General features: G+C 74.2%; 13 protein-coding genes. 5 read left to right on the top strand and 8 right to left on the bottom strand.

The window, feature by feature from the left end; genetic code table 11:
• Positions 1–175: 175 nt before the first annotated feature.
• Together OUY22_RS06615 and OUY22_RS06620 are read right to left on the bottom strand one after the other, a co-directional pair.
• Positions 176–1,228: a DUF6183 family protein gene (locus OUY22_RS06615; RefSeq protein WP_270153891.1), complete on the bottom strand. Its 1,053-nt coding sequence runs from the start codon at positions 1,226–1,228 to the stop codon at positions 176–178.
• A gap of 68 nt (positions 1,229–1,296) precedes the next feature.
• Positions 1,297–1,668 (bottom strand): DUF5997 family protein, encoded by a 372-nt coding sequence (locus OUY22_RS06620; RefSeq protein ID WP_270153892.1) that lies wholly within the window; start codon positions 1,666–1,668, stop codon positions 1,297–1,299.
• Positions 1,669–1,721: 53 nt separating this feature from the next.
• On the opposite strand from OUY22_RS06620, the gene OUY22_RS06625 reads away from it, so the two are divergent.
• A complete protein-coding gene (locus tag OUY22_RS06625) occupies positions 1,722–2,498 on the top strand; it encodes a LysR substrate-binding domain-containing protein (protein ID WP_270153893.1) in 777 nt (258 codons plus the stop codon).
• A 4-nt stretch (positions 2,499–2,502) separates the two neighbouring features.
• Here OUY22_RS06625 and OUY22_RS06630 read toward each other — a convergent pair whose 3' ends face one another.
• The 3 genes from OUY22_RS06630 to OUY22_RS06640 form a co-directional block, all read right to left on the bottom strand.
• Positions 2,503–4,197 carry an acyl-CoA dehydrogenase family protein gene (locus tag OUY22_RS06630; RefSeq protein WP_270153894.1) on the bottom strand — a complete coding sequence of 565 codons (1,695 nt, stop codon included), beginning with the start codon at positions 4,195–4,197 and terminating at the stop codon, positions 2,503–2,505.
• Between the two features lie 14 nt (positions 4,198–4,211).
• Positions 4,212–5,186 carry a hypothetical protein gene (locus tag OUY22_RS06635; RefSeq protein WP_270153895.1) on the bottom strand — a complete coding sequence of 325 codons (975 nt, stop codon included), beginning with the start codon at positions 5,184–5,186 and terminating at the stop codon, positions 4,212–4,214.
• 113 nt (positions 5,187–5,299) lie between these two features.
• The gene (locus tag OUY22_RS06640; RefSeq protein ID WP_270153896.1) at positions 5,300–6,685 is read right to left on the bottom strand and encodes a glutamate--cysteine ligase; all 1,386 of its coding nucleotides are present in this window, start codon (positions 6,683–6,685) and stop codon (positions 5,300–5,302) included.
• 142 nt (positions 6,686–6,827) lie between these two features.
• On the opposite strand from OUY22_RS06640, the gene OUY22_RS06645 reads away from it, so the two are divergent.
• From OUY22_RS06645 to OUY22_RS06660, 4 genes are all read left to right on the top strand, one after another.
• On the top strand, positions 6,828–7,883 hold the full coding sequence (locus OUY22_RS06645; protein WP_270153897.1) for a zinc-dependent alcohol dehydrogenase family protein: 1,056 nt from the start codon (positions 6,828–6,830) through the stop codon (positions 7,881–7,883).
• Between the two features lie 4 nt (positions 7,884–7,887).
• Positions 7,888–8,856 (top strand): aldo/keto reductase, encoded by a 969-nt coding sequence (locus tag OUY22_RS06650; protein WP_270153898.1) that lies wholly within the window; start codon positions 7,888–7,890, stop codon positions 8,854–8,856.
• Positions 8,857–8,908: 52 nt separating this feature from the next.
• Positions 8,909–9,793 carry a prenyltransferase/squalene oxidase repeat-containing protein gene (locus tag OUY22_RS06655; RefSeq protein WP_270153899.1) on the top strand — a complete coding sequence of 295 codons (885 nt, stop codon included), beginning with the start codon at positions 8,909–8,911 and terminating at the stop codon, positions 9,791–9,793.
• 161 nt (positions 9,794–9,954) lie between these two features.
• The gene (locus OUY22_RS06660) at positions 9,955–10,560 is read left to right on the top strand and encodes a response regulator transcription factor (protein WP_270153900.1); all 606 of its coding nucleotides are present in this window, start codon (positions 9,955–9,957) and stop codon (positions 10,558–10,560) included.
• Positions 10,561–10,704: 144 nt separating this feature from the next.
• Here OUY22_RS06660 and OUY22_RS06665 read toward each other — a convergent pair whose 3' ends face one another.
• The 3 genes from OUY22_RS06665 to OUY22_RS06675 are packed head-to-tail and all read right to left on the bottom strand — an operon-like array spanning position 10,705 to position 16,135.
• Positions 10,705–12,681 carry a prolyl oligopeptidase family serine peptidase gene (locus OUY22_RS06665; RefSeq protein WP_270153901.1) on the bottom strand — a complete coding sequence of 659 codons (1,977 nt, stop codon included), beginning with the start codon at positions 12,679–12,681 and terminating at the stop codon, positions 10,705–10,707.
• Entirely contained in the window at positions 12,678–14,465 is a 1,788-nt protein-coding gene (locus OUY22_RS06670) for an ATP-binding cassette domain-containing protein (protein WP_270153902.1), read from the bottom strand. The genes OUY22_RS06665 and OUY22_RS06670 overlap by 4 nt, the downstream gene beginning before the upstream one ends.
• Positions 14,462–16,135, bottom strand: coding sequence for an ABC transporter ATP-binding protein (locus OUY22_RS06675; RefSeq protein ID WP_270153904.1), 1,674 nt, complete (start codon positions 16,133–16,135; stop codon positions 14,462–14,464). The genes OUY22_RS06670 and OUY22_RS06675 overlap by 4 nt, the downstream gene beginning before the upstream one ends.
• Positions 16,136–16,192: the final 57 nt, after the last annotated feature.

Here is a 16,192-nt window from a genome sequence, read left to right on the forward strand (position 1 = left end):
CCGGCCGGCGTCGAGCAGGGACACGTCATCCATGCAAAGCCGCATGTCCGCGCCGGCCGTTTCCCCTGGCTGCGACGGGGAACCCGCGGCGCACGGAGTCGGCCGAGGCCGTGCTTGCGCCTGATGGAGGCGGCCTCCTCCCGGTCACCTCACTGATCGTACGGCTCAGCTCGGGTCAGTCGGTGTCGGTGGCGGCCAGGACGTGGAGCACGAGGCGGCCGGGGTCGAGGGCGGCGACGCCCAGGTCCCACGCGACCTGGTGGAACCAGGCGGTCGAGGCGCTGAACAGCGCCCACGTCCGGTCGGCGGCGTCCTCGATGCGGCTGCCGCCCGCCAGAGCCGTCATCGACTGCCAGGCCAGCAGCCTCCCGTAGGCGCCGCCGCGGCCGCTGCCGTAGGCGGAGCCGGTGGCGGCCGCCGCGAAGAGCACGGTCATCACCTCCGACGGCGTGGCGGCGCGCACGGCCAGTTCGCCCTCGCCGGCGAGGCAGGCCAGCCCGAGCCCGTCCAGCAGCGCCGCGTCCAGCTCGGCCGGGACCGCGAGCCGGAACGCCCTGGCCTCGATCCGGCCGTTGGAGTCCTGGGCCCAGTTCTCCACGGCGGCGGTCAGCAGGCCGGGGGCGAGGAGTTCGACTGCGGGCACCCGGTGACCCGGCCGCCGCAGGGCTCCGGGCCGCTCGCCGGGGCCGAACGGGATCGCGTAGGAGGTCCCGCGCAGGCCGTACGAGGGCAGGTCGAGCCCGTCCTCGAAGTCGAGCAGGGTCAGCGGGAGAACGGCCAGGGGGTGGTTCCCGTCCGCCAGGTGGGCGGCGACCCGGCGGACGGCGCCTTCCTGGCCGAGGTCCGGGTGGCGGAGGACCAGTTCGTGCGTCAGGCAGGCGAACAGTTCGGGTGCCTGATCGTATCCGTCGAACAGCGGCAGCAGGTGCTCCAAGGGCTGCGCGGAGGCGAGGAGGGCGGCGGCGAGCCGGACCCGTGCCTCGTCCTCCTCGGTCGCGGCCAGGCGCACGGCGTGGGCGGCGTGGGCCGCGCCGGGCGTCAGCGCCAGGGCCTGCAGGATGCGGAGCAGGACTGCGTCGCGCTGCCGGCTCGATCCGGTGCGTAAGGTCAGGGCCAGCGCGTACAGCTCCCCGGCCCGCCCCTCGGCCGCGGCGCGTTCGACCCGGGCGCAGCGGCGACTGACGTCCTCGGCCTCGTCGATCCCGGCCGACAGCTCATCGAGCGGCATGCGCGTCCTCACGTTGATCGGGCCACGCAGCATACAAGGCGGCCCGATCGCGGGCGACCCCCTGACGCTCAGCGCTGCTTGAGGCGCTGCGTCTCCTTGCGGACCTCGGCCTGGACGGACCGCTCGTGCTCCAGCCAGGCGGGGCTCCGCGCCTTCAGCTCGTCGATCTCGGCGGTGGTGAGCGGGCCGGTGATGCCGTTCCTGAGCAGGCCGGAGATGGACACCCCGAGCTTGGCGGCGACGACCTGCTTGGGGTGCGGGCCGTTGCGGCGCAGCTCGGCCAGCCAGGTGGGCGGCTCGGCCTGCAGCGCGTTCAGCTCGCTCCTGGAGACGACGCCCTCCTGGAACTCGGCGGGGGTGGCCGAGAGGAGGATGCCCAGCTTCTTGGCCGCGGTCGCGGGCTTCATCGTCTGGGGCGTCTTGGGCTTGGGCGAGGTCATGGGTCCAGGGTAGTCAGTCGGACCGGCTCCTCTTACCTCGGTAGCCTGACGGGGTGACTGGTGAGGAGACGGGCGGGGCGTTCCGGCTGGCGTACGCGCCCGGGGTGACGCCCGGGAAGTGGGCCGGCATCTGGGCCGAGCGGGTGCCTGACGTGCCGCTCACCCTGGTCGCGGCGCCCGCGGCCGAGGTGGTGGGGCTGCTGCGCAGCGGGGAGGCCGACGCCGGGTTCGTCCGGCTGCCGGTCGAGCGCGACGGGCTCAGCGTGATCCCCCTGTACGTGGAGACCACGGTGGTCGTGGTGCCGAAGGATCACGTGGTGACCGCGGCCGACGAGGTGACCCTCGACGACCTGGCCGGCGAGGAGGTGTTCCACCCACTGGACGACGCCGTCGAGTGGGCGGCCCGGCCCGGGGTTCCGGCGTTCGAGCGGCCGGCCACGACGGAGGACGCGATCCGGCTGGTGGCGGCCGGGGCCGGGCTCCTGCTGGTCCCCCAGTCGCTGGCGCGGCTGCACCACCGCAGGGACCTCACCTACCGGCCGGTGCCGGACGCGCCGCGGTCGCAGGTGGCGCTGGCCTGGCTCGCGGACCGGACGACCGACCTGGTGGAGGACTTCGTCGGCATCGTCCGCGGCCGTACGGCGAACAGCTCGCGCGGCCGGGCTCCGGCTCCTCCGGCGGACAAGCCCGCGAAGAAGCCGGAGAAGAAGCCGGAGAAGAAGCCTGAGAAGAAGCCCGCGAGGAAGCCGGACCGCAAGCCGGCCCAGGGCGGCTCCGGGCGCCGGGCGGCCCCCGCCCCCCGGGGAAAGAAGGGGCGCCGATCCCGGTGAGGCGTCAGAGGGCGAGGGCTCCTGAGGCGAGGTCGTCGAAGCGGTCCAGGTCCTCGGCGGGGCGGTCGAGGCCGCGCAGCGGGCCGTGGTCGGCGAGGTGGGCGTCGGCGTAGAGGCGGGCGACGAGGGCCTTGCGGTCGCCGTGGCCGGCCCGCTGTTCCCATCCCGCCTGCTCCACCAGCAGCGCCGCGGCGTACACGTCGGCCATGAGCTGGGCCAGCGGGAACAGCCGGGCCTCCGCCACCACGGGGTCCAGGGACGACCAGACGGTGATCGCCTTGCGCAGGCCGGCGATCCGGTCGCGGACGAGGCCGGCGGTGGCCGGGTCGTTCGCGGGGGCCTGGGCGACGGCCGACTCCAGGCGTTCCAGGAACGGCTCGTGGGCGCTCTCGCGCAGCATCGCCCGGCGGACGTCGAGGCACAGGATGTGGTCGCCGCCCTCCCAGATGGGGTTGACCTGGGCGTCGCGCAGCAGCCTGGCGACCGGCCACTGCTCGATGTAGCCGTTGCCGCCGTGCACCTCGACGGCGTCGCTGGCGGCGGTGAGGCCGAGGCGGGCGGCGCGCAGCTTGATGAGGGCGGGGGCGAGGCGGAGGCGGGGGCTGACGTGGCCGTCGAAGACGAGGGTCTGGACGGCCTCGACCTCGACGATGAGCTCGGCCAGTTTGCGGCGCATGAGGGGCTGGTCGGCGAGCGGCCGGCCGAACGCCTCGCGGGCGCGGGCGTAGCGGAGCGACTCGACCAGGGCCCGCCTGGCGACTCCGGCGCCCATCATGGCGACGCCGAGCCTGGAGGCGTTGGTGAGCTTCATCATCGTGCCGAGGCCGGAGCCGGAGCCGGGTCCGGCCAGCAGGAACGCCTCCGCGCCGGTGAACTCGACCTCGGCGGAGGCGACCGAGCGGGTGCCGAGCTTGTCCTTCAGGCGTCTGATCCGCACGCCGTTGCGGGTGCCGTCGCGGCGCTCCCACAGGACGAGGAACGGCGCCACGGTGTCGTCGTGCCGGGCCAGCACGACGAACGCGGACCCGTTGGCGTTGGAGGCGAACCACTTCAGGCCGGTCAGCGACCAGGCGTCGCCGGCGGGTTCGGCGGTGGCCTGGAGGGCGGCCAGGTCGGAGCCGCCGGTCCGTTCGGTGAACATCTGGGCGGCTTCGCCGGAGTAGTAGCCGTTGGCGAAGATCTCCCGTACCCGTTCCTTGACGTCGTCGGGCGCGTGGCGCTCGGCGAGGGAGACGACCATGTCGCCGCCGGTGCCGAGGGCGCAGCCCATGCCGATGTCGGCCTGGTCGAGCAGGTAGGTCCAGGCGGCGGCGAGCGCGTCGGGGTCGGCGCCGTGGGCGCGGGCCTGCTCGGTGAAGGCCGGGGAGGTGAAGTTGTCGGCCATGAGCGCGTCGCGGGCGGCGTGGAACGAGGGCGGCATGACGACCTCGCTGACGTCTCGCCCCCATTTGTCGTACTTCTCCAGGCGCGGCGGGTTGCGATCGGTCTCCTCGGCGTACGCGGCGATCGGGCCGCCCATGAGCGCCCCGAGGCGGTCGAGGTGCGGCTCGGCCCAGGCGTAGCCGTCGCCGAGGTGGCGGCGCATGAGCAGCTGGAGTGACGGGTCGCAGCGCCACCAGTTGAGCCCGGCGGCGCCCTGGTAGCGCTCGGTGGCGTAACGGTCCCCGGCGTCGAACGGTTCTACGAGATAGCGGCCCATACTCTCGAACGTTCTCAGAGATTGACGCCGAACACCACCCGCCTGTTCCTGAACTCGGTGACGCTCCACACCTTGCCGCCGCGGGCGGTCAGGTCTTCGGGGCCGATCGGGAACGGCCGGCGGGCGGGCGCGCCGCCGGAGTAGACGATCAGGCGTCCGTTGGCGCCGGAGCCCGCGGACTGGCTGAGGTACCACCTGCCGCTGTGGGAGATCGCGCCCTGGATCTTCTCGTGGCCCATCACGTGGGCGTCTCTCGGCTGGCCGTCGAGCTCCAGGTTCCAGCGGGCGACCCGTCCCCGGGGGTGGTCCTCGGCGTACTCGCCGGAGATCAGCGTGTGCGGGGTGGTGGTGCGGTCGAGGCCGACGAAGGAGAACCGGGCGCCCGGGACGGCGACCCTCCAGAAGTCGGTCTGCGGGATGACGTAGCGGTAGCCGAAGGCGTGCAGCCGGCCCCCGTGACGGCCGATCCGCGTCCCGTCGCCCACGCCGGACTGCACGCTGGTCAGGTCGAGGATGTGGTTGAGGTCGAAGACCCGCAGCCCTCTGGTGGTGTCGGCGACGTAGAGCAGGTCGCCGTAGCAGGCGACGCCCCCGGCGTGGATGTCGATGGGCTTGAAGGACCCGTCGGGCGCGGCCTCCACCAGCAGCGCGTGCCGGTACTTGAGCGTGGCGGGGCTGAGGAAGGTGAGCCTGATCCCGCGCTCCCCCGCCTCGGGCCTGAAGTACCACGTGGCGAGGAACACCGACACCGGGATCGTCCCCGAGTCCGCCCCGCAGGTCAGCCCCTGGGGGTACCAGTCGGGGGTCTGCTGGTCACCCTCGTCGAACGCGTACCAGACCGACGGCCTGGACATCGACCCGAACGCCGCCGGGGCTCCCCCGCGCACGGCCTTCCTGTTGGCGTCGGCCAGCACCCGCTCGACGGGGGCGGCGCGGAGCTCGCCCGCCAGCTTCGCCGCCCCTTCCGCCAGGGTCCCCGTGTTCCGCACTAACCGGAAGGGGGTCGCGTCGGTGGGGGTCATCCCGGTCTGAGCCATGCCTGCCTCGCTTTTCCGTCAGTACGCAAGAGTCTGACGGAGAGGGCGGCGAGATGGTTGCGTCACTATGGCCACAGATGTACCGGGAGCCCCGACAGGGCCAGCTCCCGGTAGCGGCGCACCAGCCGGGCCCGGTCGCCGCCGAACTCGGCCAGCTTCTCCCGCTGCCAGGCCGCTCCGGTACGGCGCAGCCGGGTGCGCTGCTCGATGATCTCCAGCGCGGCGTCCACGTCCTTCACCGACACCCCGTTGGCCAGCAGCGCGGCGCGCGCCTCGGGCAGCAGGCTCAGCACCAGGTCCGCGGCCTCGAACTCGCCGTCGCGCCCCGGCCACGACAGCTTGGCGTCCAGCCCGTGCATGGCGGCCCGGTAGAAGTTCTGGTACGCCTCCGCGAACCGGTAACCGGTCAGGTCGCGCTCACCCTGCGCCAGCGTCAGCCCGAGCAGGAACGCCGTGTTGGCGGTCATGTCGGCGCACGACGGGCCGGCGGGCAGGGCGCGCATCTCGATGCGCAGGTGGCCGCCGTCGGCGGGGTCGTAGACGGGCCGGTTCCAGTGCCAGATGGTGCCCTGGTGCAGCCGCAGCTCGGGCACGTCCGCCCGCTCGCCGCCGTCGATGAGGTTGGGCACGACCGGGTTGTAGTCGTTGACGTACCGTTCGAAGAGCTCGTACGCGCCCTCGCGCACCCAGTCGGAGCCGAACGTCACCCGGCCGTCCTTGCGGTAGAGCCGCTCCACGTCGCGGTCGTCGGCCGCCTCCTCGAAGAGCGCGATCCGGGTCTCCTCCCACAGCGTGCGGCCGAGGAACATCGGCGAGTTGCCGCACGCCGCCAGCACCGGGCCGATCGCCAGCTGGGCGGCGTTGAACAGCCGGGCGAACCGGCCGGGCGGCACCCGCAGGTGCACCTGCCAGGAGGTGTTGGCGCTCTCCAGGATGACGTGCTCCACCCGCAGCTCCAGGTCCTCGATCTTGACCAGGAACGGTTCCAGCCGCAGCCGCCGCAGGCCCCTGCGCAGCGCCTCGTAGCGGTTCTCGTCGCTCATCGCGTCGGCGGTGAAATCGGTGGTGTCCAGAGTGGGCAGGATGCCGATGGGCAGCGCGCCGCCGCCCTCGACCGCCTCGTCCACCTTGCCCATCGTCTCCTGGATCTCCGCGCCCATCCGCTCGAACGGCTGTCCGGCCAGCGGGATCGGGGTGAGGTTCACCTCGATGTTGTAGCGGCCCAGCTCCAGCACCACCCGGGGGTCGCCGAGCCGCTCGCGCACCTCGCTGTTGCGCGGCAGCGGCCGGCCCTCCTCGTCGACGAGGAAGAGCTCCAGCTCCGCGCCGATGGTGACCGGGCCCTCGCCGAAGCCGGGCCGGTCCAGGAGCTCCCGCAACACGGCGAGCTGCTCGTGGAGCCGCCCGTCGAACTCCTGGAACTCGCTTTCGGAAAACCGTGCCTTATCCAAATCTTGTCCCATGACCCCCATCTGTCCTGGGGGAACGGCTTGACACCTGTCACCGGGGTACAGCTCCGTCACAGCGACGGCAGGCCCGTACCGCGCCCCCGCGCGTGGTGCGACCTGCGGCGGGTGACTCTAAGCTCATCAGATGCACGCTGTTGCCTTCGACGCCTTCGGTGGCGAGCTCGACCTGCGCGAGCTGCCCGACCCGGCCCCCGCTCCGCACGGGGTGGTGATCCGCGTGGAGGCCACCGGCCTGTGCCGCAGCGACTGGCACGGCTGGCAGGGCAACGACCCCGCCATCCGGACGCTGCCGCACGTCCCCGGCCACGAGCTGGCGGGCGTCGTGGAGGCGGTCGGCGCGCAGGTGCGCGGGTGGCGGCCGGGGGCGCGGGTGACGGTCCCGTTCGTCTGCGGGTGCGGGTCGTGCGCGGCCTGCCAGGTGGGCGAGCAGCAGGTGTGCGAACGGCAGACGCAGCCGGGGTTCACCCACTGGGGGTCCTTCGCCGAGCTGGTGGCCGTCGACCACGCCGACGTCAACCTGGTCGCGCTGCCGGAGGAGATGCCGTACGCGACGGCGGCGTCGCTGGGCTGCCGGTTCGCCACCGCCTTCCGGGCCGTCGACCAGGTCGCCGAGGTGCGGGCGGGCGAATGGGTGGCGGTGCACGGGTGCGGCGGGGTCGGCCTGTCGGCCGTCATGATCGCCACGGCGGTGGGGGCCAGGGTCGTGGCCGTCGACGTCAGCGCCGACGCCCTCCAGCTCGCCGAGCGAGCGGGGGCCACCCACTTCGTCGACGGCTCCGCCGGTGACTCCGCCGCCCAGGTGCGGGAGCTGACCAGGGGCGGCGCGCACGTGTCGATCGACGCGCTGGGCAGCCCTCACACCTGCGCCGCGTCCGTCGAGAGCCTGCGCACGCGCGGCCGCCACGTCCAGGTCGGGCTGCTGCCGGGCGGGCCGACGCCGGTGCCGATGGACCGGGTCGTCGCCCTGGAGCTGCGGCTGCTGGGCAGCCACGGGATGGCCGCGCACGCGTACCCGCGGATGCTGGAGCTGATCAGGGCCGGCGTGCTCCACCCCGACCAGCTCGTCACCCGCGTCATCGGGCTCGCCGACGCCGGCAAGGCGCTCGTCTCGATCGGCTCCGTGCCGGGCGTCACGATGATCATGCCGGCGGTCAGTCCTGATCACGGGGTCCTAGGCTGATCCCATGGAATACACGCGACTGGGTGACACAGGGCTGAAGGTTTCGCGGATCTGCCTGGGCATGATGAGTTACGGCGATCCGGCCCAGCAGGAATGGGCGCTGTCGGAGCAGGAGGCCGAGCCGCTCGTCCGCCGGGCGGCCGACGCGGGCGTCACGTTCTTCGACACCGCGGACGTCTATTCGCAGGGCGTCAGCGAGACGATCACCGGCAGCCTGTTGCGCAAGATCTTCGGCAGCCGGGACGACTACGTGCTGGCGACCAAGGTGTTCTTCCCGATGGGCCCCGGCCCCAACGACCGCGGCCTGTCCCGCAAGCACATCCATGCCGCCATCGACGCCTCGCTGCGCCGGCTCGGCACCGACCACGTGGACCTCTACCAGATCCACCGGTGGGACCCCGAGACGCCGATCGAGGAGACGATGGAGGCGCTGCACGAGGTGGTCAAGGCCGGCAAGTCCCGCTATCTCGGGGCCTCCTCCATGTGGGCGTGGCAGTTCGCCAAGGCGCAGCACGTGGCCGAGGCGAACGGCTGGACCCGGTTCGTGGCCATGCAGAACCACTACAACCTGCTCTATCGGGAGGAGGAGCGCGAGATGCTGCCGCTCTGCCTCGACCAGGGCGTCGGCGTGATCCCGTGGAGCCCGCTGGCCCGCGGCGCGCTCGCCCGCGCCGGCGCGCCCGCCGACACGACGAGGGCCGGCTCCGACCCGCGCATCGACTACCTGTACGAGCCGGAGAACGACCGGCAGGTGCTGGACCGGGTGGCGGAGCTGGCGCGCGAGCGCGGCCTGCCTGCCGCGCAGATCGCGCTGGCCTGGCTGCTGCACCAGCCGGCGGTCGACGCGCCGATCGTGGGCGCCACCAAGGACCGCCACGTGGACGACGCGGTGGCGGCCGTGGGGGTGTCGCTGTCGGACGAGGAGCTCTCCTTCCTGACGGAGCCGTACCGGGCGCGCGAGGTCCGCTTCTGACACGTCCGATCGGTACAAGACCGTGAGGGGGCGGCCGTCGGAGCATGGGGTCATGGCTTACGACCTTTCGACGGCCGCCTCCTTCATGGCGGGCCATGCCCGAGTTCTGGACCGGCGCCGCTTCGAGCTGATGGAGGGCGGCGGCGACGTGGCCGGCGTGCTGGCCGCGCTCGACGCGTACCGCAATCCCGACGGCGGCTACGGGTGGGGGCTGGAGCCCGACCTGCGCTCGCCCGAGAGCCAGCCGGGAGCGGCGCTGCACGCGTTCGAGGCGCTGGCGGAGATCGCGCCGCGGACCTCGCCGCGGGCGGCGGAGCTGTGCGGGTGGCTGGAGTCGGTGACGTGCGACGACGGCGGGCTGCCGTTCGCGCTGCCGCTCGGCGTGCCCGCCGCGACCGCGCCCTGGTGGTCGGGCGCCGACCCGTCGGCCTCGTCGCTGCAGATCACCAGCGTGTCGGCGGCGATGGCGCACCGGGTGGCCAGGCACGACCCGGCCGTCGCCGCGCACCCGTGGCTGCGCCGGGCCACCGACTACTGCCTGACGGCGATCGGCGCGCTGCGCGAGCCGCCCGGCGCGTACGTGCTGGCCTTCGCGGTGCGCTTCCTGGACTCGGTGTACGGGTCGCGGCCGGAAGCGGCGGGGCTGCTGACGCGGCTGGCCGCGTTCGTGCTCCCGGACGGGCGGGTGCCGGTGGAGGGCGGCACCGAGAGCGAGGCGCTGCGGCCGCTCGACTTCGCCCCGTACCCGGACAGCCGGGCGCGCGAGCTGTTCGCGCCCGAGGTGATCGAGGCGGACCTGGACCGGCTCGCGGGCGAACAGCGCGACGACGGCGGCTGGGCCGTGGACTACGCGCGCGTCTCCCCCGCGGGGGCGCTCGACTGGCGCGGCGCGATCACCGTGTGGGCGCTCACCGTCCTGCGCGGCAACGGCCGCTGAGGGATCACCCAGTCCGACCAGGGAATTCGCCAGCATCGCCATATTCCTGCTTTCTCGGCATACTTCCTCAGTGACGGGGCAGGTTCAGGCGGTGAGCAGCGGGCCCCACCGCTGCGAAGCGTCAGGACCCGTGGATTTGCTGGCTGACCACAAGGACAACCGTGATCCGAACTCTGCTCGCTGAGGACATGCATCTGGTGCGCGGAGCACTCGTGGCTTTGCTGGCGTACGAGGAGGACATCGAGGTCGTCGCGGAGGTGGACCGCGGTGATCGCGTGGTGACCACCGCCTGCGACGTCCAGCCGGACGTCGCGGTGCTCGACGTCGGGTTACCCGGCAAGGACGGCCTGGAGGCCGCGGGCGAGTTGCACGAGACGCTTCCCGACTGCGGGGTCCTGATCCTCACCGGCGTCGGCACGCCGGGGCTGCTGCGGCGGGCGCTGGACGCGCACGTGCGGGGCTTCATGGCCAAGGACGCGCAGCCCGGCCAACTGGCGGACGCGATCCGCCGGGTCGCCTGCGGTGAGCGCGTCATCGACTCGGAGATCGCCATCGCCGCGATGTCCTCCCCCGACGCGCCCCTGACCGCGCGCGAACTCGACGTGATCGGCGCCGCCGCCGAGGGGGCGTCCGTGTCGGAGATCGCGGCCTCGCTGTTCCTGTCCAAAGGAACGGTCCGCAACTACCTCCATCGCAGTACGGCCAAGCTTGGCGCGCGCAGCCGCATCGACGCCATCCGCATCGCCCGGGAGTCGGGCTGGATCTGAACGCCTGCATCTGAACGCCTTAAATCTGAACCGCCGCCCGGTCCCGGGCGGCGAACAGCCACGGACCGGCGCGGTCCGTGGCTGTTCGGCGTTCCGGCGGTGAGCGCCTGATTCGGTCAGCCCGGTTCGGTCAGCCTGGTTCGGTCAGCCCGGTTCGGTCAGGCCGGTCCGGTCGGCCACGAAGGCCAGGACGTCGGCGGCGAGCGTGATGGAACGGCTGGCCGCGCGGGCGCCGTGCCCCACGTCGGGCTCGTGCCGCAGCAGGATCGGCCGGTCCCCCGAGGTGGCGTGCTGCAGGGCCGCGCACATCTTGCGGGCGTGCAGCGGATCGACCCGCGAGTCGCCCCCCGAGACGGTGAACAGCGTCGCGGGGTAGTCCACCCCGTCGCGGACGTGGTGGTAGGGCGAGTAGGCGAGCAGCCAGGGCAGCTGCTCGGGGTCGTCGGCGGAGCCGTACTCGGCCGTCCAGGAGGCGCCCAGGCCGGAGCGTTCGTACCGGACCATGTCGAGCAGTCCCGCCGAGCAGACGACCGCGGCGAACAGGTCGGGCCGCTGGGTCAAGGCCGCGCCCACGAGCAGGCCGCCGTTGGACTCGCCCCAGACGGCCAGCCGCTCGGGCGTCGTCCACCCGTCGGCGATCAGGCGCTCCGCCGCGGCGACGAAGTCGTCGAAGACGTTCTGCTTGCGGTCCAGCATGCCGTCGCGGTGCCAGGTCTCCCCCTCCTCGCCGCCGCCGCGCAGCCCGGCGATCGCCAGCACCCCGCCCGCCTCCACCCAGGCGCGGGAGTCGGCGGCGTACCCGGGCGTCAGCGTCATGCCGAACCCGCCGTAACCGGTCAGGATCGCCGGCCTGGGGCCCTTCCGCCCGGGAAGCGCGGAGATCACCATGCGCACGAGCGTGCCGTCGGCGGAACGGTACTCCACGTGGTGGCTCTCCACCCCCGGCAGCGGCACGTGACCCGGCGCCGCGGCCCATCTGACCGCCCGGTCCGCGCGCGCGTCGTAGTGCCACACCTCGGCGGGGGTCACGGCGTCGGTATAACCGAACCACGCCTCGTGGCCGCCCCCCGGCCGGGACGTCAGCGAGGTGACGGTTCCGCTGCCGGGCAGGGGTACGGACCCCAGCAGCGCGCCGCTCGCCGCGTCGTGCACGCCGATCTCGCCGACGGCGTGGCGGGTCCTGGCGATCAGGAGCCGGTCGCCGTCGAGGACGGTGAAGGCGCCGAGCACCGCCTCCGGGTCCTCGGGGATCAGCTCCTTCCAGGCGCCGGGGGCGGCCGGGTCGGCCACGCACAGCCTGCGCCGGGGCGCCCCGTGGTCGGTCAGCAGGTAGAGCCGCCCGTCGTGGCCGACGGCCACGGCCGTGTTCGCCTCCAGCCCTTCCTGCACGACGCGCAGCTCGGGCCGGCGCGCCGAGCAGGCGGACAGGTCGGCCAGCCAGACGTCGTTGCCCGCCCTGGCACCCGTGGAGATCGTCAGCCAGCGCCCGTCGTCGATCCGCAGCCCGTACGGCACCGCGCCGCGCGTGAAGACCTCGATGTCGTCCGGCTGCCCCAGGCGGTGCAGGTAGACGCCCTGGCGGAAGCGGACGTACAGGAACGCCGCCTCGCCGGGCAGCCAGGCGACCGGGGAGTAGCGGCAGCCGCCCACCGGGCCGTCGATCACCTGGCGGGTGCCGAGGTCCATGACGTACAGGTCGGCCCGTTCGTCGCCGCGCCTGGACACCTGGTAGGCGAGCCGCCGGCCGTCCGGGTCGGGCTCCCAGTCGTCGAGCGTCGTCAGGCCGCTGGGGTCCAGCCGCATCGGATCGAGGACCACCTCGTCGTCGAGGCAGAGCACCGGATGCTCCTGCCCGGCGGACCGGGACAGGTGGAAGCGGCGCTCACCCCGCCACACCGGCGGGCTGACCATCCCCGTGACGGCCAGCTCGGCCAGGCGGTCGGTGAACCGCTCACGCAGCGGGAGCCGGGCGGCCCACTCGCTCCACAGCCGGTCCTGGGCGGTCTGCCAGGCCCAGGCCGCGGGATCGTCGGGGTCCTCCAGCCAGCGGTAGGGGTCGGCGACCTGGTGGCCGTGCAGGTTCTCGACGAGGGGCAGTCGCGTGGCCGCTGGGTATCTCATGACACGGGCTCCGGTTGCCAGTGGCCGACCAGGTCGGCGTACAGGGATGAGGTGTGGACGAGTTCGTCGTGGGTCCCGGCCTGGACCCGGCCGCCGTCCATGAGCAGGACGCGGCCGGCCCGCCGGGCCGAGGTGATCCGGTGGGCGACGACGACCAGCGTGCCGCCGCGGGCCGCGAACGCGTGCTCGACCAGAGCCTCGGCGGCGGGATCGAGGTGGCAGGTGGCCTCGTCCAGGATGATCAGGCGGGCGGGTGACAGATAGGCGCGCACCAGGGCGACGAGTTGCCGCTGCCCCGCCGACAGCGCGCCGGGGTCGAGGCGGGCGTCGTAACCGCCCACGGCCGCCACCAGGTCCGCCGCCCCCAGGGCGCGCACGGCCGCGTCGAGCTCGGCCGCCCCGGGCCCGGCACCGTCCGAGTCGCCGTCACCCGGGTCGTGGTCCGGGTCGTGGTCCGGGTCGTGGTCCGGGTCGTGGTCCGGGTCGTGGTCCGGGTCGTGGTCCGGTGGGGTGCTGAGGTAGGCGAGGTTCTCGCGCAGGGTGCCGCGGAAGACGTACGCCTCCTGCGGGATGAGCACCCGGGCGGCGGGCTCGGCGCGGTCCGCGGGAACGCCGCCGACCAGCACCTCCCCCGCGTCCGGGCGCAGCAGTCCGCTGATCAGGGAGGCCAGCGTGGACTTCCCCGCCCCGCTCGGCCCGACGACGGCCAGGTGCTCGCCCTCGGGGACGTGCAGCGAGAGGCCGTCGACGACGGGGGCGGAGTGCGGGCCGTACGCGAAGGTGACCTCGCGCAGCCGCACCTCGGCGGACGCGGGCCGCAGGCGGGTGGGACGCAGCGGCGGCGGCTGCGCGGCGGCGGTGATCCGGTCCAGTGACGCGGCGAGCTGGATCCCGCTCACCCCGAGTCCCTGCACCAGCCCGCCGAGGGCCGGCGCCAGCGACTGGGTGACGTACGCCAGCGCGCCGACGACGACCCCGGCGCCCGCGCCGCCGCTCAGCAGCCACGGCGTGCCGGCGAGGACCAGCACCACGGGCAGCCAGCCGCCGACGCCCAGCGCGGCCGTGCGGACGGCGGTCGCCCTGGCCAGGGCGCGCGCGGCGGACGCCTGGGCCTCGACGTGGGTGGCCATCCGGGCGCCCTGGCGCTCCTCCGCGCCGCACGCGACGATGTCGCGCAGCCCGCCCGCCATGGCGGTCATCTCCTCGGCGAGCCGCTCGTCGGCCAGCAGGAACTCCCGCTGCCGCCGGGTCAGGAGCGGCAGCGACGCCAGGAACAGGACCAGCCCGGCCGCGAACGGCGGCAGCACCAGCAGCGCCGCCCCCGGCGCCAGCGTGAGCAGGCCCAGGACCACGCTCACCACGGTGAAGGCGAAGCCCCGCACGGTGGTGACGACGGCGGCGAAGGCGTCCCTGGCCAGCTCGACCTGGAGGCCGACCCGGGTGACGGCGGCGCTGTCCTGGGCGGCGCCGGGCGTGGCCGCGGCGCGGCGGACCGCGCCGCCGACGACGTGGGTGAGCAGGTCGTCGCGGAACGGCTCCGCGATGGCCGCCACCGCCAGGACGATCTGGCGGGCGGCCACGGCGGCCAGCACCCAGGCCAGGCCGAGGGCCGCCAGCCAGGCCAGCCCGACGTCCACCCGGGCGGCGGCGAAGCCGTCCTCGATGGCGCGGGCGACGGCCAGGCCGATGAGGAAGGCGGGGGCCGCCTCCACCAGCGACCACAGGCAGATCCGCACCAGTTGCCCCGGCTCCCGGCGCAGCGCGCGCCACAGCAGTGCCCTCATGGCCGCTCTCCCTGGAAGACCGCCCGGTAGGCGGGGTCGCGCCACAGTTCGCGGTGCTGTCCCAGGCCGCGTACGACGCCGTCCTCCAGCCAGACGACTTGGTCGGCGCCGGCGGCCGTGGCGAGGCGGTGCGCGACGACCAGCCGGGTGCGGCCGCCGTTGGCGGCGGTGAGTGCGCGGCCCACCTCGCGTTCGGTCACGGTGTCGAGGCTGGAGGTGGCGTCGTCGAGGACCAGCAGCCGCTCGCCCTGGGCGAAGGCGCGGGCCAGGCCGAGCCGCTGGCGTTCGCCACCGGACAGCGGCGCGCCCGCGGTGGGGGTGGCGTACCCGCGCGGCAGCCGCTCGACGAACCCGTCGGCGCGCGCCGCCCTCGTGACCGCGTCGAGCTCCGCGTCGTCGGGGGCGGCGCGGCCGAGCGCTATGACGTCGGCGATCGTGTCGCCGACCAGTACGGGACGTTCGAAGGCGTAGCCGACGGCGCGTCTCAGCTCGTCGTGGCTCAGTTCGGGCAGCGGGACCCCGTCGAGCAGGACCGTGCCGCTGTCGGGGTCGGCCAGCCGGGCGGCGAACGCCGCGAGCAGCGACTTGCCGGACCCGGACCGTCCCACGACGGCCGTGACCGAACCGCCGGGGACCACCAGTTCGGGCACGCGCAGGTCGGCGCCGGTCACGTCGCGGAACTCGACGGTGCCCGTCCCCGGTGGCAGGGATCGGGTCCCGTGGCGGGGCCGGGCCACGGCGAGCACCTCGGCCACCCGCCCGGCCGCCGACCGTGCCCTGGCCAGGCCGCCGACGAAGCCGAGGGCGCCGCTGAGCGCGGCTCCGAGGACCGCGTACCTGGCGGCCGCGTACAGCTCGCCCACCGTGAGGTCGCCGGCGGCGAGCATGAAGCCGCCGACCGCCAGCACGGCCACCTCGACCAGCGGCACCACGAGCCCGGCGCGGACCCCGGCCGTGGCGTTGGCCCGCCACAGCAGCAGCCCGTGGCGCCGCAGCCGGGGCAGCGGCCGCAGCACCCGCCGGGCCTCGCGCTCGGCGGTTCCGGCGGCGGCGATGGTGCGCGCCCCGTCGAGCGCCTCGACGAGGCCGGCGGCCAGTTCGCCCTGCGCCTCCTGGTAGCCGCCCGCGATCGTGGTGGTGGAGCGCAGGAACGTGTTCAGCACAAGCAGGATGAGGACGATGCCGGCGAACAGGGTCAGGGTGAGCACGGGCGCGATGAGGGTCAGCGCCACCAGCGCGCCGACGGTGGGCACCAGCAGCGCGAGCGCCCCCGTCACCGACTCGGGGGCCCGCCCGACCTCTTCGGTGTTGAGCCCGGCGCGGGTGACGATCTCGCCCTCGGGAAAGCGCCGGGTGACGGCGGGGCCGGCGCCGAGCACGTGGCGCAGCACGCCCAGACGCAGCCGGGCGGCGGCGCAGGCTCCGCTCGCGCCCGCGGCCCACACGCCGAGGCTCTCGCAGAGCATCACGCAGGCGACGATCGCCGCGCAGCCGGTCAGCCACCGGACGGCCGCGGGGTCGGCCGCGACGAACGCGTCGACGGTCCGGCCCGCCACGTACGGCAGGGCCAGCTCGGCGGCGGCGCCTCCGACGGCGGTGGCCACCAGGAGCGCGGTCCACGGCCCGTTGCGCCGTACCGCTTGCGTGACCAGCCGGTCTCCGGCGAGCACCCCGGGGCCTCCTCGGGTCAAAGTCGGAGATCCCCGCGCCGTCCTCGTGGGGCGGCG

It is taken from the genome of Nonomuraea corallina (assembly GCF_027620315.1).
GTDB lineage: Bacteria > Actinomycetota > Actinomycetes > Streptosporangiales > Streptosporangiaceae > Nonomuraea > Nonomuraea corallina.

Excerpts from the sequence above, each read along its gene's own strand:
- OUY22_RS06615 (WP_270153891.1), bottom strand. The coding sequence starts at position 1,228 with ATGCCGCTCGATGAGCTGTCGGCCGGGATCGACGAGGCCGAGGACGTC.
- OUY22_RS06620 (WP_270153892.1), bottom strand. The coding sequence starts at position 1,668 with ATGACCTCGCCCAAGCCCAAGACGCCCCAGACGATGAAGCCCGCGACC.
- OUY22_RS06630 (WP_270153894.1), bottom strand. The coding sequence starts at position 4,197 with ATGGGCCGCTATCTCGTAGAACCGTTCGACGCCGGGGACCGTTACGCC.
- OUY22_RS06645 (WP_270153897.1), top strand. The coding sequence starts at position 6,828 with ATGCACGCTGTTGCCTTCGACGCCTTCGGTGGCGAGCTCGACCTGCGC.
- OUY22_RS06650 (WP_270153898.1), top strand. The coding sequence starts at position 7,888 with ATGGAATACACGCGACTGGGTGACACAGGGCTGAAGGTTTCGCGGATC.
- OUY22_RS06655 (WP_270153899.1), top strand. The coding sequence starts at position 8,909 with ATGGCTTACGACCTTTCGACGGCCGCCTCCTTCATGGCGGGCCATGCC.
- OUY22_RS06665 (WP_270153901.1), bottom strand. The coding sequence starts at position 12,681 with ATGAGATACCCAGCGGCCACGCGACTGCCCCTCGTCGAGAACCTGCAC.
- OUY22_RS06670 (WP_270153902.1), bottom strand. The coding sequence starts at position 14,465 with ATGAGGGCACTGCTGTGGCGCGCGCTGCGCCGGGAGCCGGGGCAACTG.